The sequence below is a fragment of the Streptococcus suis genome, from assembly GCF_024509555.1.
GTDB lineage: Bacteria > Bacillota > Bacilli > Lactobacillales > Streptococcaceae > Streptococcus > Streptococcus suis_AD.
In genome coordinates, this window is sequence record NZ_JAMWEL010000005.1 from 1 (window position 1) to 23758 (window position 23758).

Here is a 23758-nt window from a genome sequence, read left to right on the forward strand (position 1 = left end):
AGCCCTGAGAGATGATCAGGTAGATAGGTTGGAAGTGGAAGTGTGGCGACACATGTAGCGGACCAATACTAATCGCTCGAGGACTTATCCAAAGAAATAAACTAGAGTCAATATTGACAAGCGATCGATTTCTTGTTAGAATATAGATATTCAATTTTGAGTTGACAAGACTCATTAGTTAAGTGACGATAGCCTAGGAGATACACCTGTTCCCATGCCGAACACAGAAGTTAAGCCCTAGAACGCCTGAAGTAGTTGGGGGTTGCCCCCTGTGAGATACGGTAGTCGCTTAGCAAATTGGAGAGAAATCTCCAAATGGGAGTTTAGCTCAGCTGGGAGAGCATCTGCCTTACAAGCAGAGGGTCAGCGGTTCGATCCCGTTAACTCCCATTTAAGCGGGTGTAGTTTAGTGGTAAAACTACAGCCTTCCAAGCTGTTGTCGCGAGTTCGATTCTCGTCACCCGCTTTGAACTTAATATGTTCATCCCCAAACATTTGTTTGGGCGCGTAGCTCAGATGGTTAGAGCGCACGCCTGATAAGCGTGAGGTCGGTGGTTCGATTCCACTCGTGCCCATATATGGTCCGTTGGTCAAGGGGTTAAGACACCGCCTTTTCACGGCGGTAACACGGGTTCGAATCCCGTACGGACTATAGTTTTTATATGTTTTTATTACAAAAAATTTAGGTTTAATCTAACTTTTTGAGAGAACGAAATTCGTTCTCTCTTTTTTGATTTCTAAAGCTATATATTTCTTCGTTTTATGTACTTATAGGTCCTAAACCCGAATGCTTGGCACTTGGATTTTAGGTGGTATAGCTAACTAGTATTCTCTTTTAATTTATCCCTTGATAGATGGTGTTGCGGGAAATTTTGGAAATTGTACTTACTTAAGTAATGAATATTCCATAGATACATTAAATAAAAATGTACTGTTTTTTTAAACTATATAAATGTAGGGACCTATTATAGAGTAGGTCATTCTAACTGAAAAATTTGAATGGCTGCCTTGAATCGTGTGCAATATATGGTGTTTTCTATTGTTTTTGTTGGTATAATAGATGTATGAAAAAATTATCAGATGAATTAGCGGTTTTGCCAGGAATTGGTCCAAAATCAGCTGAGAAATTTTTGAAATTAGATCTTGTGACTATTGAGCAGTTATTAACTTATTATCCATTTAGATATGAGGATTTTGAAAGTAAGTCTATTTTAGATTTGCAAGATGGTGAAAAGGCTGTAGTTGTAGGTAGTGTGGTATCTCCAGCTAATGTGCAATACTATGGCTATAAGAGGAATCGGCTTCGTTTCTCGATTAAGCAGGGAGAGATAGTTCTGTCGGTTTCTTTTTTTAATCAGCCATATTTAGCTGATAAGATTGTTTTGGGGCAGGACGTTGCAATCTGGGGTAAGTGGGATAAGGCAAAGGCTAGTTTGACTGGTATGAAGTTGTTGGCTCAAGTAGCTGAGGATTTACAGCCGGTCTATCATGTGGCACAAGGTATTTCTCAATCTCAGTTGGTCAAAGCTATTAGATCAGCGATTGACCATGGTTATTTGGATTTGTTGAATGAGAATTTGCCGGTAGTTTTATTGGAGAAGTATCGACTTCTAAATCGAAAGCAGGCAGTTTTTGCTATGCATTTTCCCTCTAATCTGGATGAATATCGTCAAGCCCTGCGCCGTATTAAGTTTGAAGAATTATTTTATTTCCAGTTACAATTGCAATTGTTGAAAGCTGGGAACCGTGATCTTTCTAGTGGTTTGAAGATTGATTTTGATAAGGTAGAATTAGAAAGGCAAATTGCGAAACTACCTTTTCTTTTGACGGACGCGCAACTAACTGCTTTGGAAGAAATTTTGGCTGATATGGGGGCTTCTCTCCATATGAACCGCTTGTTGCAGGGAGATGTGGGGTCTGGTAAGACAGTAGTTGCAGGCTTGGCGATGTTGGCAGCGGTAAGTGCTGGTATGCAAGCGGCTATTATGGTTCCAACAGAAATTTTGGCAGAACAGCATTTTGAGAGTTTGTGCCAGTTATTCCCAGATTTATCGATTGCGCTCTTAACCGGTGGGATGAAGGTTGCTGAGCGTAGGACTGCATTAGAGGCGATTGCTGATGGGCGTGTTCAGATGATAGTTGGTACCCATGCATTGATACAAGAGGGGGTAGTGTATCACAAACTGGGGCTTGTTGTGACGGATGAACAGCACCGCTTTGGTGTCAAGCAACGTCGCTTATTTCGTGAAAAGGGTGATAATCCTGATGTCCTCATGATGACAGCAACGCCTATTCCTAGAACCTTGGCTATAACGGCCTTTGGAGATATGGATGTTTCTATTATCAACCAATTACCTGCTGGGCGTAAACCTATTATTACTCGCTGGGTCAAGCATCAGCAGTTGCCTACCGTTTTAGAATGGCTTGAAAAGGAATTAAAAAAGGGAGCTCAAGTTTATTTTATTTCTCCTTTAATCGAAGAATCTGAGGCCTTGGATTTGAAAAATGCCATTGACTTACAAGCTGAGTTACAAGCTCATTTTGGTGGACAGTTTACTGTGGATTTGCTACATGGTAAGATGAAAAATGAAGAAAAAGATTCCATTATGCAGGCTTTTAAGGAGCAAAAGACGGATATTTTGGTTTCGACAACCGTTATTGAAGTCGGTGTCAATGTCCCTAATGCAACAGTTATGGTTATTATGGATGCCGACCGTTTTGGTTTAAGTCAGCTTCATCAGTTGAGGGGGCGTGTTGGGCGTGGGCATAAGCAGTCCTACGCTATTTTGGTTGCTAATCCTAAAACAGAGTCGGGCAAGGAACGCATGAAAATTATGACTGAAACCACAGATGGTTTTATACTGGCTGAAGCAGATTTGAAAATGCGTGGGTCTGGTGAAATTTTTGGAACCCGTCAATCAGGTTTGCCAGAATTTCAGGTAGCAAATATAGTTGAAGATTATCCAATCCTAGAGGAGGCTAGACGGGTTGCTAGTCAGATTGTCAGTGAAAAAAATTGGCAGAAAAATCCAAACTGGTCAGTTTTGCTGAAACATTTGAAGGATAAGAAAGAATTGGATTAAATTTGAAAGATTGAAAAAAGACCGACTGTTCGGTCTTTTGTAGTTTTAAGCATGCAGTTGTGATTAGCCTTGGATGTAGTCAGCTAAGGCTTGTCCTTTTAAGCCGACATTGAGAGCAATTAGTAGTTTCAGGCGAGCTTTTTGTGCATTTAATTCTTTGACAAAGAGGATGCCTTCTTGTTCTAGCTGAATGCCACCGCCTTGATAGGCGTAAACGGGTTCGGCAATGCCGTTAAAGCAACGAGAAACTAGAACGACAGGGATGTTTTGATGAAGAAGTTTTTGGATGGCAGGAAGGATGGTTGGTGGGAGGTTTCCTGCTCCAAGTGCTTCGATGACCAAGCCTGAAATGGCTGAATGTGAGAGTGAATCAAGGAGAACAGAGTCCATGTCTGCATAGGCCTTGATAATTGGAACTGTTCCTGATATAGCTGATAAGTCAAAGCGAACTCGTGGTTCTGCAGTTTTAAAATATAGAATTTCACGCTTGGTAACCAGTCCAAGTGGTCCGTGGGTTGGTGTCTGGAAGGTAGATACGTTGGTTGTATGAGTCTTGGTGACATACTTGGCAGCATGAATTTCATCATTCATAACGACCAGGACTCCCTTGTCTGCAGACTTTTCATCCGCTGCGACACGGAGGGCTGTTTGGTAGTTGTAAACTCCGTCGCTACCAAGTTCATTGGATGAACGCATGGCCCCAGTTAACACGATTGGTTTTTCAGGAATGGCCATGGTATCGAGAAAATAGGCTGTTTCTTCAAGTGTGTCGGTGCCGTGGGTAATGACAAATCCATCAAAGTTTGCTTGTTCAGCCTTGATTTTCTGATAGAGGGTCATCATGTGTTCCAAACGGATATGGGGGCTTGGAACATTGAGAAAATCGATGGATGTGACTTGTATTTCTTCAATGGGTGTGTCGATTTGAGTCATTGGATTGATTTGACTGCTTGTCACATGGCCTTCTTGGTCGGCTTGCATGGAAATAGTTCCACCTGTGTGTAGGGCGAGAATTTTTTTCATAAATTTTCTGTTTCTTTCAATTTGTGTTATACTAATTGTAACACAATTCTAAGAAAGGTGGTGAGATGGTTGACAATTAGAGCTGTATTTTTTGATATTGATGGGACATTATTGACAGATAGTCGCACAGTTAGTAAGTCAACAATCTCAGCCATTAATTACCTGAAAAAGAAAGGGGTATTGGTTGGTGTAGCTACTGGTCGAGATCCACGTTTTGTTTTGCAATACATGGCTAGTTTAGGGTTGGACATTGGAATTACCTATAATGGTCAATATATTTTTTCTAGAGAAGAAGTTATTTACAGTCGTGTCTTAGAAGTTCAACAGATCCAAGCAATCCTGAATTATGCACGGAAGAAACAAAAGGATCTATCCTTGGGAACGGCCAAAGGTGTGGTTGGAAGCAGGATTATGAGTATGGGAACTGGTCACTTTGCTTATCGCCTTACTCGGATGATTCCACAGTCCTGGGCTGGTTTTGTCAATTTCATCTTTAATCGTCTTATTCGGAAATTGAGACCACAGAAAGATCTTGATTTAAAAGGCTGCCTCTCTCAACCAATATATCAGTTGATGATGTTAATGACAGAGAGGGAAACTAGAGACTTGGAATCTCAGTTCGAAGATTTATCTTTTACTCGTTCTAGCCCTTATGCAACAGATATCATTAGCAAGGGTAGTTCGAAACTATCAGGTATTTTGATCCTTGCACAGAGGTACCAATTGACCTTAGATGAAATTATTGTTTTCGGTGATTCTAACAATGACTATGAGATGTTAAAAGAAATAAAGTACTCGGTTGCGATGGGGAATGGTACTAAAAAGGTAAAAGATGTTGCAGCTTTTGTGACAGATACCAATAACCGCGATGGTATATATAAAGCCTTGGTTCATTTTGGTGTTATTGAGGGAAGTAATGTTTCAAAGTAAGGATACAAATTTCAATAAGGTAAAAGCTTTCCATGCCTTAATGGATGGCAGGACTCAGGAGTTTCCTAAAGAGTATGATAGGAAGACAGCGCTCCATAGATCTGGATTCAAGCTAGAAGAAATTCTTGAGTTTCTCCATGCTGCTTCTGAAAGTGAGGAAATTTTCCAAGAAGGCTTAAGCCAGCTACATAAGGACTTAGACAAGGCAGCTCAAAAAATTTCGGACAAGAGATCAGCTAGTATTTCCTTACAAAACCAAGTAGACGCCTTGCTAGATATTTTGTATTTTACCTATGGCTCGTTTGTTTTGATGGGGGTTGATCCAGCTCCCATTTTTGACTTGGTACACGCTGCAAATATGGGAAAAGTTTTTCCAGATGGAAAGGCGCATTTTGATCCGATTACACATAAAATCTTAAAACCTGATGATTGGGAAGAGAAGTTTGCGCCGGAAAATAGGATTGCTGAAGAACTTGAAAGACAAATGAAAAGACTTGATTCATAGGTCAAGTCTTTTGTGGTGTTATAGAATTTTTTCACTGTCACGTACAATGAGTAAATCGATTGTTGCGTGACGGAGGATGTATTCAGATGATGAACCTATTAGGAGGCGTTCAAAAGCGTTTAATCCTGTTGCACCAAGGAGCATGAGGTCTGCACCTGTTTCTTTTGGAATGTCCGTAGCCAAAATCGTTTTAGGATTACCGAATTCAATGCGGATTTGAACATCTTTTAGACCAGCATTCATGGCCTCTTGCTTGTATTCTTCTAGGAGTAACTCAGCTTCTTTTTCTAGAGATTCGTAGACGGAAGCATCAAATGCGACAACATTATGAAGGGCGCGTGTATCAATGACATGGGCAATGACAAGTCGAGCTTGGTTGCGCTTGGCGACGTGGATAGCCTTATGTAGAGCTAGCTCAGCTCCTTTTGAACCATCTACTGCAACAAGAATTGTTTGGTAAGATTGTGTCATAATAATCACTCCTTTCAATCATTAATAACAAGTTAATATTACATCTATATTATAAGTCTTTTGATAGAAAAAGTAAAGGTATTCTTGAGATTTTCTTGTATTTAAAGTAAAATAGAATGCAGAAGAAAGTCGAGGTAACGACATGAAACAATTTAATAAATCAAGTAAATTAGATGATGTAGCCTATGATATTCGTGGCCCAGTTTTAGAAGAAGCTATGCGAATGCGGGCCAACGGAGAGCAAATTTTACGTTTGAATACAGGTAATCCAGCTGAGTTTGGCTTTACAGCACCTGATGAAGTTATTCGTGACCTGATCCATAATGCTAGGAAGTCTGAAGGTTATTCAAATAGTAAGGGGATTTTCTCAGCGCGCAAGGCAATCATGCAGTACTGTCAATTGAAAAAGTTTCCAAATGTGGATATTGAAGATATTTATCTTGGAAATGGTGTGAGTGAGCTGATTGTTATGTCAATGCAAGGCTTGCTAGACAATGGTGATGAGGTATTGGTACCCATGCCGGACTATCCACTTTGGACTGCGGCAGTAAGCTTGGCTGGTGGTAAGGCTGTACATTACGTTTGTGATGAGGCGGCAGACTGGTATCCAGACTTGGCCGATATGGAGTCTAAGGTAACTTCGCGGACCAAGGCCATTGTCTTGATTAATCCGAATAATCCAACAGGTGCCCTTTATCCGAAAGAAATTTTGGAGGGGATTATTGATATTGCTCGCAGGCATGAATTGATTATTTTCTCTGACGAGATTTACGATCGGATGGTCTTTGACGGTGCGGTTCATATTCCGATTGCTACCTTAGCACCTGACTTGTTTGTCGTGACCATGAATGGTTTGTCCAAATCCCACCGAATCTGTGGTTTCCGTGTGGGTTGGATGGTCTTGTCCGGTCCTAAGAAACACGTAAAAGGTTATATCGAAGGATTGAATATGTTGTCCAATATGCGTTTGTGTTCGAACGTATTGGCACAACAGGTTGTTCAAACATCCTTGGGAGGGTATCAGTCAGTTGATGAACTTTTGATGCCTGGTGGTCGCTTGTATGAACAACGTGAATTCATTACTAAAGCTATCAATGATATCCCTGGCTTATCAGCAGTTAAACCCAAGGCGGGATTATATGTCTTTCCTAAAATTGATCGTGAGATGTATCGAGTGGACGATGATGAGCAGTTTGTCTTGGATTTCTTAAAACAGGAGAAAGTCTTGCTTGTTCATGGTCGAGGCTTTAACTGGAAGGATCCGGACCATTTCCGTATCGTTTACCTTCCACGTGTTGATGAATTAGCTGAAATTCAAGAAAAGATGACCCGTTTTTTACGTCAATATCGTAGATAAAATTGGAGCTGATGCAAGTCAGCTCTTTTCATATGCTCGTGTAGTGTTTGTTTGATTAGCTTATCAATTTGTGTAACTAAAGATGCACCGGTAGCTATTTTTAGTAAAAAAATAAACTACAAGGCTGTACCTACCTTTGTGTGAGGCTGGAAATATGGTATAATGAGAAGATAGATTTCCAATAGGAGGAAAGTAAGAATGAAGATTTCTGAAGCTGAAGTCCGTCACGTTGCCAAGCTGTCTAAGCTGGAATTTTCGGACCATGAAACAGCGGAATTTGCGACAAGTTTGAGCAAGATTGTCGATATGGTTGAATTGCTCAATGAAGTAGATACGACAGGTGTTGCGGTAACGACCACTATGGCTGACCGTAAGAATGTCTTGCGAGCAGATATTGCCCAAAAAGGTGAGAGCCGTGAGGAGCTCTTTAAAAATGTGCCTGAAGCCCAAGATAACTTTATCAAGGTACCAGCTATTCTAGACGGGGGAGGAGATGCCTAATGACGTTTAACAATAAAACCATTGATGAATTGCATGACCTCCTTGTCAAAAAGGAGATTTCTGCGGTTGAGTTGACCAAGGCAACCTTGGAAGACATTAAGAGCCGTGAGGGAGCAGTGGATGCTTTCTTGACTATCACAGAAGATGCGGCCTTGGCGCAGGCTGCTGCCCTTGATGAAAAAGGGATTGATGCGGACAATGTTATGGCAGGGATTCCTTTGGCAGTCAAGGACAATATCTCTACTAAGGGGATTTTGACCACGGCAGCTTCAAAAATGCTCTATAACTACGAGCCGATTTTCGATGCGACATCAGTTTCCCAAGCCTATGCCAAGGATATGATTGTTGTTGGTAAGACCAACATGGATGAGTTTGCCATGGGAGGTTCTAATGAGAACTCTGCCTTCAAACCGACTAAAAATGCTTGGGACCAGACAAAAGTTCCCGGTGGTTCTTCAGGTGGTTCGGCAGCTGCAGTTGCTGCTGGTCAGGTCCGTTTGTCACTCGGGTCTGACACAGGTGGTTCCATTCGTCAGCCAGCAGCCTTTAATGGTATCGTCGGTATGAAACCGACCTATGGAACGGTGTCACGTTTTGGTCTGATTGCCTTTGGTTCATCTCTTGACCAAATTGGTCCATTCTCACAGACGGTTAAGGAAAATGCCCAGTTGCTCAATGTCATCTCTGGTCATGATATCAAGGATGCAACATCAACGATCAATGAAATTGCTGACTTTACTAGCAAGATTGGTCAAGACATTAAAGGCATGAAAATTGCTTTGCCGAAAGAATACATGGGCGAAGGGATTGATCCGCAGGTCAAGGAAACTATTCTCAAGGCGGCTAAGCACTTGGAAAGCTTGGGGGCAATCATTGAAGAAGTTAGTCTGCCACATTCTAAGTATGGGGTTGCTGTTTACTACATCATTGCTTCATCAGAGGCATCTTCTAACTTGCAACGTTTTGACGGTATCCGCTATGGTTTCCGTGCAGAAGATGCGACAAACTTGGATGAGATTTACGTGAAAACCCGTAGCCAAGGTTTTGGTGAGGAAGTCAAACGTCGTATTATGTTAGGTACATTTAGCTTGTCATCTGGTTACTACGATGCCTACTTCAAGAAGGCTGGCCAGGTGCGGACCTTGATTATCCAAGATTTTGAAAAGGTCTTTGCAGACTATGACTTGATTTTGGGGCCGACAGCTCCGACGGTTGCCTTTGGTTTGGACACGCTCAACCATGACCCTGTGGCTATGTACTTGGCGGACTTGTTAACAATTCCTGTAAACTTGGCAGGTCTTCCTGGTCTTTCTATTCCTGCTGGTTTTGTAGAAGGCTTGCCAGTCGGTTTGCAGTTGATTGGTCCAAAATATTCAGAAGAGACCATTTACCAAGTGGCTGCGGCCTTTGAAGCGACAACAGATTACCATAAGCAACAACCAGTGATTTTTGGAGGTGCCAACTAATGAACTTTGAAACGATTATTGGTCTAGAAGTCCATGTGGAGTTGAATACCAACTCGAAAATTTTCTCACCTTCATCTGCGCATTTTGGTGAGGATCCAAATGCCAATACCAACGTAATTGACTGGTCCTTCCCAGGCGTCCTTCCTGTTCTTAATAAGGGTGTTGTGGATGCTGGGATTAAAGCTGCCTTGGCCTTGAACATGGATATTCACAAGGAAATGCATTTTGACCGTAAGAACTATTTCTATCCTGATAATCCTAAAGCCTATCAGATCTCCCAGTTTGACGAGCCGATTGGCTACAATGGCTGGATTGAGATTGAGCTAGAAGATGGTTCAACCAAGAAAATCCGTATCGAGCGTGCGCATTTGGAAGAGGATGCTGGTAAGAATACCCACGGGACAGACGGCTACTCTTATGTAGACCTCAACCGTCAGGGCGTGCCCTTGATTGAGATTGTATCAGAAGCAGATATGCGTTCGCCTGAGGAGGCCTATGCCTACTTGACAGCCCTTAAAGAAATTATCCAATACACTGGCATTTCAGATGTCAAGATGGAAGAAGGTTCTATGCGCGTGGATGCCAATATTTCCCTTCGTCCCTATGGTCGGGAGAAATTTGGTACCAAGACTGAGTTGAAAAACCTCAACTCCTTCAACTATGTTCGCAAGGGCTTGCAACACGAAGTTGAGCGTCAGGCGAAAATCTTGCGTTCAGGTGGTCAAATCCAGCAGGAAACTCGCCGTTACGATGAATCTACTGGGGAAACTATTCTCATGCGTGTCAAAGAAGGTTCAGCGGACTACCGTTACTTCCCAGAGCCAGACCTGCCACTCTATGAGATTGACGATAACTGGATTGAGGAAGTGCGCGCAGAATTACCAGTCTTTCCAAAGGCTCGCCGTGCTCACTATGTGGAAAGCTTGGGCTTGACTGCCTATGATGCTGGTCAGTTGACGTCTACCAAGGCCTTGTCTGACTTCTTTGAAGCAGCAGTGGCAGCAGGTGGCGATGCTAAACAAGTGTCTAACTGGTTGCAGGGTGAAGTGGCTCAGTTCCTCAATGCTGAAGGTAAGACTATTGAGCAAATCGCCTTAACACCTGAAAACTTGGTTGAGATGATAGCTTTGATTGCGGATGGCACTATTTCATCTAAAATCGCCAAGAAAGTCTTTGTTCACTTGGCGAAAGAAGGTGGCTCTGCTAAGGCTTACGTTGAGAAAGCTGGCTTGGTACAGATTTCAGATCCAGCTGTCCTCATTCCGATTATCCACCAAGTCTTTGCGGATAATGAAGCGGCTGTAGCTGACTTCAAGTCTGGCAAACGCAATGCGGACAAGGCCTTTACAGGTTTCTTGATGAAAGCGACTAAGGGACAAGCTAACCCGCAAGTTGCACAACAACTATTGGCACAGGAATTGGCTAAGTTGTTAGACTAAAATAAACAGAACAAAACCGAGAATTCATCAGAACTCTCGGTTTTTCTTATGCACTTTTAGTAAGAACTCTCGCGTATTACCAGCTGGGTTCCTAGCTTAATTTTACGGGGATGGTGGGGCTGCGGACTAGCAATCACACGGTCCAGCAGCTGCATGGCTTCCTGGCCCATTTCCTCGGTGAAGACGCTGATGGAAGACAGGGCAGGATAGACCTGACGGGTGATGGCTGTATCGTTAAAGGTGATGAGTTGAACTCTTTCTGGCACTGCGATTTGACGTTCTTGTAAAGCACGCAAGGCACCGACTGCAAGGGTATCATTTGCCATGAAAAAGGCAGGGGGTAGTTGGTCGCCCAGGTCGGAAATAGCCTGGCTCATCAGCTCATATCCTGACTGGGTTGAGAATTTTCCTTGGTAGATGTAGTCTTCTTGGAGCATGCCCAAGGTGTCCAGGTAGTCACGAAAGGCAGTCAGGCGGGGATCTGTTGGCAGTTGGTTGCCGTCTGTGGTTTCCTCCTGTCCGACCAATAGGCCAATGCCTGTCAGACCTTGTGCACGGAAGTGGTCAATAACTGTCTGAACAGAGTGTTCAAAGTCAGTCGTGACGCAGGAAAATCCCTCAGTCAGTGTATCAGAATCCACAAAAATGATTTTTGAAGACAGGCTAGATAGCTCTGCTATTTGCCCAGAAGAAAACTTACCAACCGCGATGATGCCGTCAACATCTTGGAGGAGGGGATTGGTCAAGTCGTTGAAGGAGCGGACGATTTGGTAGCCCAAGAGGCTGGCAGTTTGCTCGATGCTGGCACGGATGGAGTAATAGTAGAGGTCAGCCAGCTCTTCGCTCTCAGTGTACCATTGGACAATGCCGATGGTGCCCTTGGGTTGAGGTGCTTGTTTTTTGATGTGTTTGGTGTAGCCCAATTCTTGTGCCAAGTTGAAAATGCGGTCGCGGGTTTCTTGGCTGACGGATAGGGTCAGGTCGTTCTTGAGTACGCGGGAAATGGTGGCAGATGATAATTGAGCCTTTTCAGCGATGTCTTTAATGGTAACCATGGGATTCTCCTATCTATTTGTATCTAGTATAGCATAAAATGCAAAATTAGTAAATTTTTAGTAAATATATTGACTTTTATATTTTAAAGTTGTACAATAAAAGAAAACGATTACAAAATCAAGGAGGTTCTTATGAACATAGAACAACTCAAGCAAGCCTTTCTCGATGTGTTTGGTCAAGAGGCGGATGCGACTTTCTTCTCACCTGGGCGGATTAACCTGATTGGTGAGCATACAGACTACAACGGTGGTCATGTCTTTCCAGCAGCCATTACCTTAGGGACTTACGGTGCTGCTCGCAAACGTGATGACCAAGTTTTGCGCTTCTATTCTGCAAACTTTGAAGAGCTTGGAATTATCGAAGTGGATTTGAACAACTTGGTCTTTGATAAGGCGGACAACTGGACCAACTATGCTAAGGGTGTTCTCAAGTTCTTGCAAGAAGCTGGGCATACCATTGATACAGGTATGGAAGTCTTTGTTTACGGTAATATTCCAAATGGTTCAGGCTTGTCTTCATCAGCTTCCTTGGAACTCTTGATCGGCATTATCGCAGAAGAATTGTACGGTCTTGAGTTGACGCGTCTTGATTTGGTGAAAATTGGGAAACAAACGGAAAATCACTTTATCGGTGTCAATTCTGGCATCATGGACCAGTTTGCGATTGGTATGGGAGCGGACCAACGTGCCATTTATCTGGATACCAATACGCTTGAATATGAATTGGTGCCATTGGATTTGGGAGACCATGTGATCGTCATCATGAATACCAACAAACGTCGTGAATTGGCGGATTCTAAGTACAACGAGCGCCGTGCGGAATGTGAAAAAGCTGTGGAAGAATTGAATGCAGTCTTGACTATTCAAACTCTAGGTGAATTGGATGAGTGGACCTTTGACCAATATAGTTACTTAATCAAAGATGATAACCGCATCAAGCGTGCCCGCCATGCTGTTTTGGAAAACCAACGGACCTTGCAGGCGCGTAAGGCCTTGGAAGAAGGGGATTTGGCAACCTTTGGTCGTTTGGTCAATGCTTCCCATGTTTCCTTGGAACATGATTATGAAGTGACAGGTTTGGAATTGGATACCTTGGCTCACACAGCTTGGGAGCAAGAAGGAGTTCTTGGTGCTCGGATGACAGGTGCAGGTTTCGGCGGTTGTGGTATTGCCATTGTCCACAAGGATAAGGTTGAAGCCTTCACGGAAAATGTCGGCAAGACCTATACTGAAGTGGTTGGATATGAACCAAGCTTCTATGTAGCGGAGATTGCTGGAGGCTCTCGCGTTTTATCTCGAAAATAGATTGGAGAAATGATGGCTGGATTGGTGGATCGTTTTGTTGAGCAGGTTATTGCCAACAGTGATTTTGAGGAAATGGATGCTCTTTACCTGCGAAATCGGGTTTTAGCCTTAGTAGGTGAGCAAGTTTTGACTGTCCAAACAGAGCTAACAGACTTGATTGAACTCAAGGAAGAACTATTGGCTCACGGGGTTCGAACTGGATTTGTGGGAGAATTGTTGGAAGAGCAGGACATGGTCGGGGCTTGTTTGATGGACTTAATCACGCCTAGTCCTAGTCAGGTCAATCGTGATTTCTGGCAGACCTACCAGGACAGCCCAGAGCAGGCTGTGGCAGATTTCTATGCCTTGAGCAAGCGCAATGACTACATCAAGGTGGCTGCTGTTGCCAAAAATATCTATTATCAAACACCGACAGACTATGGTAACCTAGAAATTACCATCAATCTGTCCAAACCAGAGAAGGATCCTAAGGCTATTGCGGCGGCTCGCTTGGCAAAGGCTTCTAACTACCCTCAGTGCCTGCTTTGTATGGAAAACGAGGGCTACCAAGGCCGCATCAATCATCCCGCACGCGCCAACCACCGCATTATTCGCTTAGATCTTGGACAGGAACAGTGGGGTTTCCAGTATTCGCCCTATGCTTACTACAATGAACATGCTATTTTCTTGAACCAAGAGCATGTTCCTATGGTCATCAGTCCTCAAACCTTTGAACAGCTTTTGGACTTGCTTGACATCTTTCCAGATTATTTTGTCGGTTCCAACTCTGACCTACCAATTTCGGGTGGCTCCATCTTGACCCACAATCACTATCAGGGTGGGCGGCACAGTTTTGCCATGGAAAAGGCGCCGATTGAGCGTCAGCTGGTCTTTGAGGGCTTTGAGTCCGTATCTGCTGGCCTTGTCAAGTGGCCTATGTCGGTGATTCGCTTGAGTTCAGCGGATAAGCCATCGCTTCTTGGTTTAGCGACTAAGATTTTAGAAAAATGGCGGAGCTACTCAGATGATAGCGTTCAGATTAAGGCTGAGACGGATGGAACTCCCCATCATACCATCACTCCTATTGCTCGGAAACGAGGGGACTTGTACGAGCTGGATTTGGTTCTCCGCGACAATCAGACTTCAGAAGAGTTTCCGGATGGCATCTATCATCCACACCCAGATGTGCAACACATCAAGAAAGAAAATATCGGCTTGATTGAGGTCATGGGCTTGGCGATTTTGCCTCCACGTTTGAAGGCAGAATTGGCTGAAGTCAAAAAATACTTACTAGGTCAAGACAGTCAGGTGGCTGACTATCATCAGCCTTGGGCGGATAGGTTGAAGGCTGAGCATCCAGATGTGACAGAAGAAAGGGCTGAAGAAATCATTCGAGCCTCTGTCGGACAAATTTTCGCCCGTGTCCTAGAAGATGCAGGTGTCTACAAACGCACTCCAGAAGGTCAAGCAGCCTTTATGCGATTTGTGGAATTTGTGGGCCTCAAACAATAATGACAGCAAAGAGTGGGACGGTGTCCTGCTCTTTTGGTATAATAGGAATATTCGCATTGTGAAAAGGAGATAGGATGGCAGAAAAAAGATTGGGAACCTTGATAACTTTAGTTGCAGGGATAGCTTGGGGACTTTCGGGGGTAAGTGGGCAGTACTTGATGTCACGTGGTGTATCGGTGGATATGATTACCTCCCTTCGGTTGATGGTATCCGGTGTTTTCCTGCTCGGGCTAGCCTATTTGACAGCCAGAGAGCAGCTAATTAAGGTCATAAAGAGCAAACGGGCTTTGTTAGGAATTTTTGTCTTTGCTATGCTTGGTTTGGTACTCAATCAAATGGCCTACCTTCAAGCGATTTACTATACAAATGCAGGAACAGCTACGGTTTTACAATATCTTTGTCCTGTCTTGGTATTGGCCTATACTTGTTTGAAAAATAGGGAAAAGCCATCAGGAATTGAGTTGGTTTCAATTGTTTTGGCTGTCGCAGGTACATTTTTAATTGCAACTCATGGTAAATTGGATGAGTTGGCTGTGACACCAATTGGTTTGTTCTGGGGAATCTTCTCTGCCTTTACTTATGCACTCTATATTATTTTGCCAGGAAAACTGATTCGTCAATACGGCAGTATGGTGGTGATAGGGCTGGGCATGCTGCTGGGCGGCTTTGTGGTTACGCTTGGCTTACAAACTTGGCAGGGCAATCTACCGCTTGATGGTGGTAGTCTATTGGGCTTACTGGGGATTGTCGGTGTTGGGACCATCTTTGCCTATACGGCTTTTCTCAAAGGTGTTAGTATGGTTGGTCCGGTAAATGGTAGCCTTTTAGCTTCTATTGAGCCAATTGCCTCCGTATTTTTTGCGGTCTGGTTGGTCAATGAACGTTTTTATCCGATTGATTTTCTGGGCATGGCCATGATTTTATCAGCAGTCCTTCTCATATCATTAAAGGATGTCGTTATTTCTGAAAAGAGTATTGGTTAATATACTCTTTTTTTGTTATACTTAAGAAAAAGACTTCGAGAGGAATGACCATGATAAAAGAATTTTGTTCTGAAAACCATGTAGATGTTGCTAAAGCTATCTCAATGGGGGCCCAACGGATTGAACTTTGCGATAACTTGGCTGTCGGAGGGACGACACCAAGTTATGGAGTGGTCAAACATGTTTGTCAACTGGCTCATAAGAATGAAGCCACAGTCATGACCATGATTCGCCCTCGTGGTGGTGATTTTTGCTACGATGCGCTAGAGCTTGAGATGATGCTGGAAGATTGCAAAGTAGCTAAAGAGCTGGGTTCAGATGGTTTGGTCTACGGTGCCTTGACAGAGGAAAAGTGGTTGGATGAAGTAGCACTAGATAGGTTGTTTGCGGAATCGCAAGGCTGTCAAATTGTCTTTCATATGGCTTTTGACCAAATTCCTAAAGAACGCCAGTTTGAAGCCATTGATTGGTTAGCATCCCATGGGGTGACTCGGATTTTGACAAGAGGCAGTTTGACGGGGTCTGCCTTGAACAATGTGGAATGGTTACAGGAAATTGTCGCCTATGCACAAGGTAAAATTGAAATCTTGATTGGTGGTGGCTTGACAGTGGACAATGTACCTGATTTGTTAGAAAAATTACCTGTCGACCAGTTTCATGGAACTCGATTGTTTTGGTGATTCAATTATGCTATCATTGTTTTTGAAAATACTTACAGAAAATTACTGATAAAAATATAATGAATTGAAAAGGTTTACAAATCCCTAAAATGTTGTTAAAATAATAAGGTAATAATATCATGACATGAAGGGAGTCGCCCATGAAGAATTTAGTGGAGACTGATGCAATCCTCACAAAGCATGCTGGCTTAGATCAGATTGTGTTACCAGAAGGCTACGTTGCTAGCTTGCAGGCTTATTTAGAAGCTGGCAAAGAGGGGATAGATGACCAAATCGAGGTGCGCGGCGAAGAAGGTCTAGCACTCAATACCTATGTTGGTTGTGAAGAGGACAAGGAAATTGCTCTTTCCAATATAGAAGATTTGGATAGTCATATTCGCGTAGAATTAGCTAATTATGCATCTACACTTATCAATCCTTTGAGAGAGCAACTTGGTAGTGTGGCAGTTGAAGTGAGTGATTTAGCCATTGATTATGCTAAAAGTTTAGCTGAGTCATTGAATAATTCGCTTCGTTTCCATAATTATGATAGCTTAATTGCAATCGCTAAAATTAAGGGCGTAGAACCTAAAGGAAAAGACTGTTTGGCTTTCTCAGAGTATAAGGAGAGTTACACATTATACGATGCTAAAGAATTGCTTTACAAGGCACTGACTTGGCGTCTATTTGATGATAGTCATGCTGATTATGGTCATGCTGCAATTATTTTGGGCTTAGACAAGGAAGAATCAGGGGTTGAGGAAATTGGGTTTGCCTTTTCAAAATACTCACTGGATATTGATTGGTTGTTGACCCATATGATTTTCATTCCTAAGGATTGGATTTTAGAAAATAAATAGGTTCGTAGAATAGGCACTCGGTTCCACCGGGTGTTTTCCTTTTGGCTATCTATTCGCCTTTTTCCTAGAAAAATGGTATAATTATCTGATAAAAAACTTTGGAGACGACAGTGAGTTTAGAAAATTACATGCCGGATTTTGCCTTGGAAAAGGCTTATGACGTGACCGTCGAAAGCTTGAAAAAACATGGCATAAAAGTAGTGTTTGTTGACTTGGATAATACCTTGATTGCTTGGAATAATCCCGATGGTACGCCAGAGATGCGCCAGTGGTTACAGGATTTACAGGCCGTAGGCATTCCCGTTGTGGTGGTTTCCAACAACAAATATGAGCGGGTTAAACGTGCAGTTGCACCTTTTGGGATTGAATTTGAAGCCTTTGCGCTCAAGCCTTTCACCTTTGGGATGAACCGTGCTTTAAAACGCTTTGATGTCCAGCCGCATGAGGTAGTCATGATTGGAGATCAACTGATGACGGACATTCGGGCTGCTAAGCGAGCTGGGCTTAAGTCTGTACTGGTCAAACCCTTGATTCAGACAGATTCGATCAATACGCAGATTAACCGTTGGCGTGAGCGACGGACCATGAAGAAAATTATCGCCCAATATGGAGCGATAGACTACAAGAGGGAGATGTAAGTGGAAGAATTATTTTGTATCGGCTGTGGTGCCCAGATTCAGACGACGGATAAGGCTGTCGCTGGTTTTACACCTCAATCAGCCCTAGAAAAAGGTCTGGAAACAGGGCAACTCTACTGCCAACGTTGTTTCCGTTTGCGCCATTACAATGAGATTTCAGATGTCAATATTTCAGATGACGACTTCTTGAAACTCCTCCATAGCGTAGGAGAAAGCGATGCCTTGGTGGTTAATGTCATTGATATTTTTGATTTCAATGGTTCGGTCATTCCAGGTTTACCTCGCTTTATTTCAGGCAATGATGTGTTGTTGGTCGGCAACAAGCAGGATATTTTACCCAAGTCTGTCAAGACAGGCAAGGTTACTCAGTGGTTGACCGAGCGGGCACATGAAATCGGTATGCGACCAGTTGATGTGGTCTTGACTTCAGCCCAAAACAAGCAGGCTATCAAAGATTTGATTGAGAAGATTGAACAGCACCGCAAGGGACGAGATGTCTATGTGGTCGGCGTGACCAATGTCGGCAAGTCAACCTTGATTAACGCTATTATTCAAGAAATCACAGGGGACAAGGATGTCATTACGACTTCACGTTTCCCTGGAACGACGCTGGATAAGATTGAAATTCCTCTGGATGATGGTTCATACATATATGACACGCCAGGAATTATCCACCGTCACCAGATGGCCCATTATTTGACGGCTAAAAACCTCAAGTACATCAGCCCTCGCAAGGAAATCAAGCCAAAGACCTACCAGCTCAATCCAGAACAAACCTTGTTCTTGGCTGGTCTGGGACGATTTGATTTTGTAGCTGGTGAACGCCAAGGCTTTACGGCCTTCTTTGACAATGAATTGCAGCTCCACCGTACCAAGTTGCAGGGAGCTAGTGAATTTTACCAGAAACATGCGGGCACACTTTTAGTGCCACCAACTAGCAAGGAATTGAAAGAATTTCCTGAATTGGTCCGTCATGAATTTACCATCAACGAGAAGACGGATGTGGTTTTCTCAGGTCTTGGTTGGATTCGTGTCAATGAAAAGGCCAAGATTGCTGCCTGGGCACCTAAGGGTGTGGATGTGGTCATTCGCAAGGCTATTATTTAGATGTACACATTGCTTACATTTTTTAGCCAATAAATATAGAAACATAGGAAAAATAGATGTCATTAACTTCAAAACAACGTGCCTTTTTGAACAGTCAGGCACATAGTCTCAAACCCATTATTCAGATTGGGAAAAATGGTCTAAATGACCAGATTAAAACCAGTGTTCGTCAGGCGCTGGACGCGCGTGAATTGATCAAGGTGACCTTGCTACAAAATACGGATGAAACCATCCACGAAGTAGCAGAAATCTTGGAAGAAGAAATCGGTGTGGATACGGTCCAAAAAATCGGTCGCATCTTGATTTTATTCAAACAATCTAGCAAGAAAGAGAACCGTAAAATTTCCAAACAGGTCAAAGAAATCTAAGAAGGAGAGCCTATGGCTATTGAACTCTTAACACCCTTTACCAAGGTTGAATTAGAGGTTGAAAAGAAAGAAACCAATCGCAAACAAGTGGGGATTCTGGGTGGGAATTTCAACCCTGTCCACAATGCTCATTTGATTGTGGCAGACCAGGTCCGTCAACAGTTGAAGCTGGATCAAGTCTTGCTCATGCCAGAATTCATTCCGCCGCATGTGGATAAAAAAGAAACCATTGACGAATACCATCGCTATTCCATGCTCAAGATGGCTATTGCAGGTATTGAGGGCTTGGGGATTGAAACCATTGAATTGGAACGCCGTGGTGTCAGCTATACCTACGACACCATGAAATTGTTGAAGGAAAAAAATCCTGATACAGATTATTATTTCATCATCGGTGCAGATATGGTAGACTACCTTCCAAAATGGCACAGGATTGATGAATTGGTCCAGTTGGTGCAGTTTGTTGGTGTCCAGCGTCCTCGTTATAAGGCGGGGACGTCCTATCCGGTTATCTGGGTAGATGTACCCTTGATGGACATTTCCTCCAGCATGGTGCGTAGTTTTATCAAGCAAGGACGAGTGCCGAATTTTATGGTGCCTCATGAAGTTCTGGACTATATCGAAGAAAAGGGACTTTACCAATGATTGCAGCAGATTTGACATTTGACCGTCAGGCTCTTTTGGAAAAAATCCGTGCAGCCATGAAGCCAGCGCGCTTTCAACATGTCTTGGGTGTGGAAGAGGTGGCGCTTGCCTTGGCAGACCAATATGGCTGTGATCCGAAAAAAGCCAGTCTGGCAGCACTCTTGCATGATTATGCCAAGGAAGTGGAAGACCAAGTCTTTCTGGACTTGATTGCCAAGTATGATTTGGATAGAGACCTGCTCAACTGGGATAATAACATCTGGCATGGTGTAGTTGGCGCCTATAAGATCGCAGAAGATTTTGGCTTGAAAGATGAGGAGATTTTCCAAGCCATTCAACGACACACCGTTGGTGCTGGGCAGATGACCTTGCTGGACAAAGTACTCTATGTGGCGGACTACATCGAACCCAATCGGGATTTTCCTGGGGTGGACGAGGCGCGTCGTATCGCAAAAGAGTCCTTGGACAAGGCGGTAGCTTATGAAACTGCCCAGACCATTTCCTACTTGGCCAAGAAGGGGGTTCCCATTTATCCACAAACTTTGGAAACTTATAATGGACATGTCACATATTTGAAGGAGCAAGAATGATTGTATTAAAACCTGTGGATGAAAGTTCCTATCAAGCCGTCTTGGACTTGACAGTAGCCGAGGCAGATAAGGGCTTCGTGGCTCCCAACGTGCGTTCCTTGGCAGATGCCTGGCTATACAGAATGAATGGTGATGTCTTTCCCTATGCCATCTGGGCAGATGAGCAGGTTGTTGGCTTTGCCTTGATTGATATTGATGAGGACATCCAGCAGTATATGCTCTGGCGGTTTATGATTGGTCAAGAATTTCAGGGGAAAGGCTATGGTCAGGCAGCTTTGGAAGCTGTTATTCAACTGGCTCAGAAGCACCCTGTCTGCAATCATTTGATTGTCTCCTATGTCAAGGGCAACCAAAAGATGGCAAGACTCTTGGAGAAAAATGGTTTTGTCTTAGATCTTGAAGAAGAAAGGGAATTGGTGTTCCGTTTGGAAACGCCTGGTGTTAAGCTATGAAATCTGCATTGTTAGTCATTGACATTCAAAACCTTCTAGTGGAGGAAAAACCTTATGCCATTGAAGAGCGATTAGCCCTCTGGCAAGATAGCATCACAAAAGCTCGTCAAGCGGGTATAGAGATTATCTATGTCCGTCAAAATGACGAGGAATTTGCCACAGGCAGTCATGGTTGGGGCGTCCATCCAGCAGTAGCTCCTTTGGTTGGCGAGAAGATTGTTGACAAGAGGTACAGTTCTGCCTTCAAGGATACGAACTTGCAAGCCTATCTTGATGAGCAAGGGATTGAGCGATTGATTGTCATGGGCATGTCAACTAATTTCTGTATTGATACAACTATCAAGGTGGCCTTTGAATTGGGCTACACCGTGGCGGTCATCAAAGATGGAACTACTACTCCCTATACAGCAGATCTTCCAGCAAAGGAACTGATTGGTCAATATGAAACTATCTGGTCATGGAGTTTTGCCCAGGTGGATAAATTAGAAAATATAATTAGAGGATAAGATGAAAGAACTAGATTTAGTAAAAGTTGTGGTTCAGGCTGCTGATGACAAGCGAGCTGAGGACCTTGTTGTAATTGATGTTCAAGGCGTGACCAGCCTGACAGACTACTTTGTGATTGCCAGCTCCATGAACAGTCGCCAGTTGGAGGCTATTGCGGAAAACATCCGTGAAAAGGTAGCGGAAGTTGGAATCAAGGGTAGCCGTGTAGAAGGTGATAGTAACGGTGGCTGGGTTCTTTTGGACCTTGGAGGCGTTGTCGTTCATATCTTCTCAGAAGAAATGCGTGACCTCTACAACCTTGAAAAATTATGGCATGAAGGCAGCTTCTTGGAAGTCGCAGACTTTTTAGAAGAGGAATAGTGAGAGTGGACGAGAACTTGACTGGTCAAAAAGGGTTCGTCAACAACTCAAAACTATGACTTCTTGAACACAGCATGAGTTAATGAAGCAGTCGATTGGCTGCTTTTTATGAAAGGAAAAATGGGAAACTATGGCAACTTATGAAACCTTTGCGGCGGTTTATGATGAAATCATGGATGACAGCTTGTATGATAAATGGACAGATTTTAGCTTGCGGCACCTGCCACAAGATACCAAGACAATTTTAGAATTGGCCTGTGGGACAGGGATTCAGGCTGTACGCTTTGCTCAAAAGGGGTATGAAGTGACAGGCTTGGACTTGTCCTATGAAATGTTGGAATTGGCCCAGAAAAAAGCAGAAGCTGCTGGTGTCATGATGGAACTGGCCCAAGCAGATATGATGGCTCTGGAAGGTGTGGGAGATTTCGATGCGGTGACCTGTTACTCGGACAGCCTTTGCTATATGGCAGACCGAGAAGCCGTTTTGCGGGTCTTTGAAGGGGTTCACTCTGTTCTCAATCAAGGTGGTACCTTCCTCTTTGATGTTCACTCTATTTATCAAATGGAGGAGGTTTTTGCAGGTTACAGCTATCATGAAAACTATGAGGACTTTGCTTTTGTATGGGATACCTATGAGGGTGAGCATGTGCATTCTATCGTTCATGAATTGACCTTTTTTGTCAAAGATGAGGAAGGTGACGAGGAACGGTTCATCCGTCGAGATGAAGTGCATGAAGAGCGGACTTATCCGATTGAAACCTATGTGGAATTATTGAAACAAGCTGGTTTCAAGTCTGTGGAAGTTTTTGCGGATTTTGAAGATGAGGCTCCTACGGAAACAAGCCAGCGGTGGTTTTTCAAGGCGGTCAAGGCATGATTTCAGGGATAATAGCAGAATACAATCCCTTTCACACGGGGCATAAGTACCTGCTGGAACAGGCGGAAGGCTTGAAAATTGTGGTTATGTCTGGCAATTTTATGCAACGGGGTGAGCCAGCCATTGTGGATAAGTGGACACGGGCTCAGATGGCTTTGGAACACGGGGCAGATCTTGTTGTCGAGATGCCCTTTTTGGTATCTGTCCAGTCGGCTGACCATTTTGCCAAGGGAGCAATCAATATTTTACACAAGATGGGTGTGGAAAAGTTGGTTTTCGGTACGGAAGAAATGCTGGATTACCAGAAAATTGCGGATATCTATGTGGATAAGTCTGAGGAAATGGAAAATTTTGTGAAAAACTTGCCAGACAATCTCTCTTATCCACAGAAGACCCAGGCCATGTGGCAGGAATTTGTAGGTTTGACCTTCACAGGTGATACGCCCAACCATATTCTGGCTCTGGCTTATGCTAAGTCGGTGGCTGGAACAGGCATTCAGCTCAGCCCGGTTCAACGGCAGGGGGCTGGTTTTCATTCGGAAGAGGTGGAAACGTCCTACGCCTCGGCGACGGCTATCAGAAAGGGTGCTGACCAGCTGGACTTGGTTCGCGGCTTTTTACCGTCTGCCAGTCTCTTTGAAGAGGCGACCAAGGTAAGCTGGAGAAATTATTTTCCGCTGCTCCGCTACCAGATTGCGACCCACCGAGATCTCAGTCAGGTCTTTCAGGTCAACGAAGAACTAGCCAGTCGTATCCGCTCTGCTATTGGGAGCGCAACGACCGTGGAGGAATTAGTGGATACAGTTGCGACCAAGCGCTACACCAAGGCGAGAGTGCGGCGGGTGCTGACCTACATCCTGGTCAATGCGGTGGAAACTCCCTTGCCAGATGCGGTCCATGTCCTAGGCTTCTCGGCTCTAGGTCAGGCTTATCTCAAGACCGTCAAGGAGCGGGTGGACCTGGTGACGCGGATCGGCAAAGAGCCCTGGGACAGCTTGACCCAGCAGGCGGATGCGGTCTATCAACTGGGAGCTGACGCAATGGCTGAGCAGACCTACGGGCGCGTGCCGGTGAGGGTGGAGTGAG

General features: G+C 43.8%; 23 protein-coding genes, 4 tRNA genes, 2 rRNA genes and 1 pseudogene. 27 read left to right on the forward strand and 3 right to left on the reverse strand.

Annotated features, from left to right (window positions below; translation table 11 throughout):
* The 7 genes from NF418_RS03360 to recG form a co-directional block, all read left to right on the forward strand.
* Positions 1 to 92 (forward strand): 23S ribosomal RNA (locus NF418_RS03360); the annotation flags it as partial.
* 86 nt (positions 93 to 178) lie between these two features.
* A 5S ribosomal RNA gene (gene rrf, locus NF418_RS03365) occupies positions 179 to 294 on the forward strand.
* A gap of 23 nt (positions 295 to 317) precedes the next feature.
* Positions 318 to 390 (forward strand) — tRNA-Val (locus NF418_RS03370).
* A gap of 5 nt (positions 391 to 395) precedes the next feature.
* A tRNA-Gly gene (locus NF418_RS03375) sits at positions 396 to 466 on the forward strand.
* Between the two features lie 35 nt (positions 467 to 501).
* Positions 502 to 575, forward strand: a tRNA-Ile gene (locus tag NF418_RS03380).
* 5 nt (positions 576 to 580) lie between these two features.
* Positions 581 to 652, forward strand: a tRNA-Glu gene (locus tag NF418_RS03385).
* 412 nt (positions 653 to 1064) lie between these two features.
* On the forward strand, positions 1065 to 3083 hold the full coding sequence (gene recG, locus NF418_RS03390; RefSeq protein ID WP_256778439.1) for an ATP-dependent DNA helicase RecG: 2019 nt from the start codon (positions 1065 to 1067) through the stop codon (positions 3081 to 3083).
* A gap of 63 nt (positions 3084 to 3146) precedes the next feature.
* On the opposite strand, the gene NF418_RS03395 is transcribed toward recG, so the two are convergent.
* Positions 3147 to 4106: an asparaginase gene (locus NF418_RS03395; protein ID WP_256778440.1), complete on the reverse strand. Its 960-nt coding sequence runs from the start codon at positions 4104 to 4106 to the stop codon at positions 3147 to 3149.
* 69 nt (positions 4107 to 4175) lie between these two features.
* Here NF418_RS03395 and NF418_RS03400 point away from each other — a divergent pair.
* Positions 4176 to 5541 (forward strand): annotated as a pseudogene (locus NF418_RS03400) (Cof-type HAD-IIB family hydrolase).
* Between the two features lie 18 nt (positions 5542 to 5559).
* Here NF418_RS03400 and NF418_RS03405 read toward each other — a convergent pair.
* Entirely contained in the window at positions 5560 to 6012 is a 453-nt protein-coding gene (locus NF418_RS03405; protein WP_256778441.1) for a universal stress protein, read from the reverse strand.
* Between the two features lie 142 nt (positions 6013 to 6154).
* Between NF418_RS03405 and NF418_RS03410 the strand changes: the two genes are divergently transcribed.
* From NF418_RS03410 to gatB, 4 genes are all read left to right on the forward strand, one after another.
* Complete coding sequence (locus NF418_RS03410) at positions 6155 to 7369, forward strand: pyridoxal phosphate-dependent aminotransferase (RefSeq protein ID WP_171999902.1); 1215 nt, start codon at positions 6155 to 6157, stop codon at positions 7367 to 7369.
* 198 nt (positions 7370 to 7567) lie between these two features.
* Positions 7568 to 7870 carry an Asp-tRNA(Asn)/Glu-tRNA(Gln) amidotransferase subunit GatC gene (gatC, locus tag NF418_RS03415; protein WP_256778442.1) on the forward strand — a complete coding sequence of 101 codons (303 nt, stop codon included), beginning with the start codon at positions 7568 to 7570 and terminating at the stop codon, positions 7868 to 7870.
* Positions 7870 to 9336, forward strand: a complete 1467-nt coding sequence (gene gatA / locus NF418_RS03420) for an Asp-tRNA(Asn)/Glu-tRNA(Gln) amidotransferase subunit GatA (RefSeq protein ID WP_256778443.1) — start codon at positions 7870 to 7872, stop codon at positions 9334 to 9336. Before gatC ends, gatA begins: the two co-directional genes overlap by 1 nt.
* Positions 9336 to 10775 (forward strand): Asp-tRNA(Asn)/Glu-tRNA(Gln) amidotransferase subunit GatB, encoded by a 1440-nt coding sequence (gene gatB / locus NF418_RS03425; RefSeq protein ID WP_256778444.1) that lies wholly within the window; start codon positions 9336 to 9338, stop codon positions 10773 to 10775. The genes gatA and gatB overlap by 1 nt, the downstream gene beginning before the upstream one ends.
* A gap of 56 nt (positions 10776 to 10831) precedes the next feature.
* On the opposite strand, the gene NF418_RS03430 is transcribed toward gatB, so the two are convergent.
* Entirely contained in the window at positions 10832 to 11830 is a 999-nt protein-coding gene (locus NF418_RS03430) for a LacI family DNA-binding transcriptional regulator (RefSeq protein ID WP_256778445.1), read from the reverse strand.
* A 132-nt stretch (positions 11831 to 11962) separates the two neighbouring features.
* Between NF418_RS03430 and NF418_RS03435 the strand changes: the two genes are divergently transcribed.
* The 15 genes from NF418_RS03435 (at position 11963) to NF418_RS03505 (ending at position 23757) form a co-directional block, all read left to right on the forward strand.
* Positions 11963 to 13135: a galactokinase gene (locus NF418_RS03435; protein WP_105207381.1), complete on the forward strand. Its 1173-nt coding sequence runs from the start codon at positions 11963 to 11965 to the stop codon at positions 13133 to 13135.
* Positions 13136 to 13144: 9 nt separating this feature from the next.
* Positions 13145 to 14626: a UDP-glucose--hexose-1-phosphate uridylyltransferase gene (galT, locus tag NF418_RS03440; RefSeq protein ID WP_256778446.1), complete on the forward strand. Its 1482-nt coding sequence runs from the start codon at positions 13145 to 13147 to the stop codon at positions 14624 to 14626.
* A 74-nt stretch (positions 14627 to 14700) separates the two neighbouring features.
* A complete protein-coding gene (locus NF418_RS03445; RefSeq protein ID WP_256778447.1) occupies positions 14701 to 15609 on the forward strand; it encodes a DMT family transporter in 909 nt (302 codons plus the stop codon).
* A gap of 50 nt (positions 15610 to 15659) precedes the next feature.
* The gene (locus tag NF418_RS03450; protein WP_256778448.1) at positions 15660 to 16289 is read left to right on the forward strand and encodes a copper homeostasis protein CutC; all 630 of its coding nucleotides are present in this window, start codon (positions 15660 to 15662) and stop codon (positions 16287 to 16289) included.
* A gap of 140 nt (positions 16290 to 16429) precedes the next feature.
* A complete protein-coding gene (locus tag NF418_RS03455; RefSeq protein WP_256778449.1) occupies positions 16430 to 17128 on the forward strand; it encodes an SEC10/PgrA surface exclusion domain-containing protein in 699 nt (232 codons plus the stop codon).
* Between the two features lie 110 nt (positions 17129 to 17238).
* The gene (locus NF418_RS03460) at positions 17239 to 17766 is read left to right on the forward strand and encodes a YqeG family HAD IIIA-type phosphatase (RefSeq protein ID WP_373325943.1); all 528 of its coding nucleotides are present in this window, start codon (positions 17239 to 17241) and stop codon (positions 17764 to 17766) included.
* Entirely contained in the window at positions 17767 to 18873 is a 1107-nt protein-coding gene (gene yqeH, locus NF418_RS03465) for a ribosome biogenesis GTPase YqeH (protein WP_171999893.1), read from the forward strand.
* Positions 18874 to 18929: 56 nt separating this feature from the next.
* A complete protein-coding gene (gene yhbY / locus NF418_RS03470; RefSeq protein ID WP_256778451.1) occupies positions 18930 to 19241 on the forward strand; it encodes a ribosome assembly RNA-binding protein YhbY in 312 nt (103 codons plus the stop codon).
* Between the two features lie 12 nt (positions 19242 to 19253).
* Positions 19254 to 19886, forward strand: a complete 633-nt coding sequence (locus tag NF418_RS03475; protein WP_004195296.1) for a nicotinate-nucleotide adenylyltransferase — start codon at positions 19254 to 19256, stop codon at positions 19884 to 19886.
* Positions 19883 to 20476, forward strand: coding sequence for a bis(5'-nucleosyl)-tetraphosphatase (symmetrical) YqeK (gene yqeK / locus NF418_RS03480; protein WP_256778452.1), 594 nt, complete (start codon positions 19883 to 19885; stop codon positions 20474 to 20476). Before NF418_RS03475 ends, yqeK begins: the two co-directional genes overlap by 4 nt.
* A complete protein-coding gene (locus NF418_RS03485) occupies positions 20473 to 20928 on the forward strand; it encodes a GNAT family N-acetyltransferase (RefSeq protein ID WP_256778453.1) in 456 nt (151 codons plus the stop codon). Before yqeK ends, NF418_RS03485 begins: the two co-directional genes overlap by 4 nt.
* A complete protein-coding gene (locus NF418_RS03490; protein ID WP_256778454.1) occupies positions 20925 to 21434 on the forward strand; it encodes a cysteine hydrolase family protein in 510 nt (169 codons plus the stop codon). The genes NF418_RS03485 and NF418_RS03490 overlap by 4 nt, the downstream gene beginning before the upstream one ends.
* A 1-nt stretch (position 21435) precedes the next feature.
* The gene (rsfS, locus tag NF418_RS03495) at positions 21436 to 21795 is read left to right on the forward strand and encodes a ribosome silencing factor (RefSeq protein ID WP_029177784.1); all 360 of its coding nucleotides are present in this window, start codon (positions 21436 to 21438) and stop codon (positions 21793 to 21795) included.
* Between the two features lie 130 nt (positions 21796 to 21925).
* Positions 21926 to 22672: a class I SAM-dependent DNA methyltransferase gene (locus NF418_RS03500; protein ID WP_256778455.1), complete on the forward strand. Its 747-nt coding sequence runs from the start codon at positions 21926 to 21928 to the stop codon at positions 22670 to 22672.
* Positions 22669 to 23757, forward strand: coding sequence for a nucleotidyltransferase (locus NF418_RS03505; protein ID WP_256778456.1), 1089 nt, complete (start codon positions 22669 to 22671; stop codon positions 23755 to 23757). The genes NF418_RS03500 and NF418_RS03505 overlap by 4 nt, the downstream gene beginning before the upstream one ends.
* Position 23758 lies beyond the last annotated feature (1 nt).

What these genes read in the sequence shown, in the direction of transcription:
- recG (WP_256778439.1), top strand. Translation starts at nt 1,065, where the DNA reads ATGAAAAAATTATCAGATGAATTAGCGGTTTTGCCAGGAATTGGTCCA.
- NF418_RS03395 (WP_256778440.1), bottom strand. Translation starts at nt 4,106, where the DNA reads ATGAAAAAAATTCTCGCCCTACACACAGGTGGAACTATTTCCATGCAA.
- NF418_RS03405 (WP_256778441.1), bottom strand. Translation starts at nt 6,012, where the DNA reads ATGACACAATCTTACCAAACAATTCTTGTTGCAGTAGATGGTTCAAAA.
- NF418_RS03410 (WP_171999902.1), top strand. Translation starts at nt 6,155, where the DNA reads ATGAAACAATTTAATAAATCAAGTAAATTAGATGATGTAGCCTATGAT.
- gatC (WP_256778442.1), top strand. Translation starts at nt 7,568, where the DNA reads ATGAAGATTTCTGAAGCTGAAGTCCGTCACGTTGCCAAGCTGTCTAAG.
- gatA (WP_256778443.1), top strand. Translation starts at nt 7,870, where the DNA reads ATGACGTTTAACAATAAAACCATTGATGAATTGCATGACCTCCTTGTC.
- gatB (WP_256778444.1), top strand. Translation starts at nt 9,336, where the DNA reads ATGAACTTTGAAACGATTATTGGTCTAGAAGTCCATGTGGAGTTGAAT.
- NF418_RS03430 (WP_256778445.1), bottom strand. Translation starts at nt 11,830, where the DNA reads ATGGTTACCATTAAAGACATCGCTGAAAAGGCTCAATTATCATCTGCC.
- NF418_RS03435 (WP_105207381.1), top strand. Translation starts at nt 11,963, where the DNA reads ATGAACATAGAACAACTCAAGCAAGCCTTTCTCGATGTGTTTGGTCAA.
- galT (WP_256778446.1), top strand. Translation starts at nt 13,145, where the DNA reads ATGATGGCTGGATTGGTGGATCGTTTTGTTGAGCAGGTTATTGCCAAC.
- NF418_RS03445 (WP_256778447.1), top strand. Translation starts at nt 14,701, where the DNA reads ATGGCAGAAAAAAGATTGGGAACCTTGATAACTTTAGTTGCAGGGATA.
- NF418_RS03450 (WP_256778448.1), top strand. Translation starts at nt 15,660, where the DNA reads ATGATAAAAGAATTTTGTTCTGAAAACCATGTAGATGTTGCTAAAGCT.
- NF418_RS03455 (WP_256778449.1), top strand. Translation starts at nt 16,430, where the DNA reads ATGAAGAATTTAGTGGAGACTGATGCAATCCTCACAAAGCATGCTGGC.
- yhbY (WP_256778451.1), top strand. Translation starts at nt 18,930, where the DNA reads ATGTCATTAACTTCAAAACAACGTGCCTTTTTGAACAGTCAGGCACAT.
- NF418_RS03475 (WP_004195296.1), top strand. Translation starts at nt 19,254, where the DNA reads ATGGCTATTGAACTCTTAACACCCTTTACCAAGGTTGAATTAGAGGTT.
- yqeK (WP_256778452.1), top strand. Translation starts at nt 19,883, where the DNA reads ATGATTGCAGCAGATTTGACATTTGACCGTCAGGCTCTTTTGGAAAAA.
- NF418_RS03485 (WP_256778453.1), top strand. Translation starts at nt 20,473, where the DNA reads ATGATTGTATTAAAACCTGTGGATGAAAGTTCCTATCAAGCCGTCTTG.
- NF418_RS03490 (WP_256778454.1), top strand. Translation starts at nt 20,925, where the DNA reads ATGAAATCTGCATTGTTAGTCATTGACATTCAAAACCTTCTAGTGGAG.
- rsfS (WP_029177784.1), top strand. Translation starts at nt 21,436, where the DNA reads ATGAAAGAACTAGATTTAGTAAAAGTTGTGGTTCAGGCTGCTGATGAC.
- NF418_RS03500 (WP_256778455.1), top strand. Translation starts at nt 21,926, where the DNA reads ATGGCAACTTATGAAACCTTTGCGGCGGTTTATGATGAAATCATGGAT.
- NF418_RS03505 (WP_256778456.1), top strand. Translation starts at nt 22,669, where the DNA reads ATGATTTCAGGGATAATAGCAGAATACAATCCCTTTCACACGGGGCAT.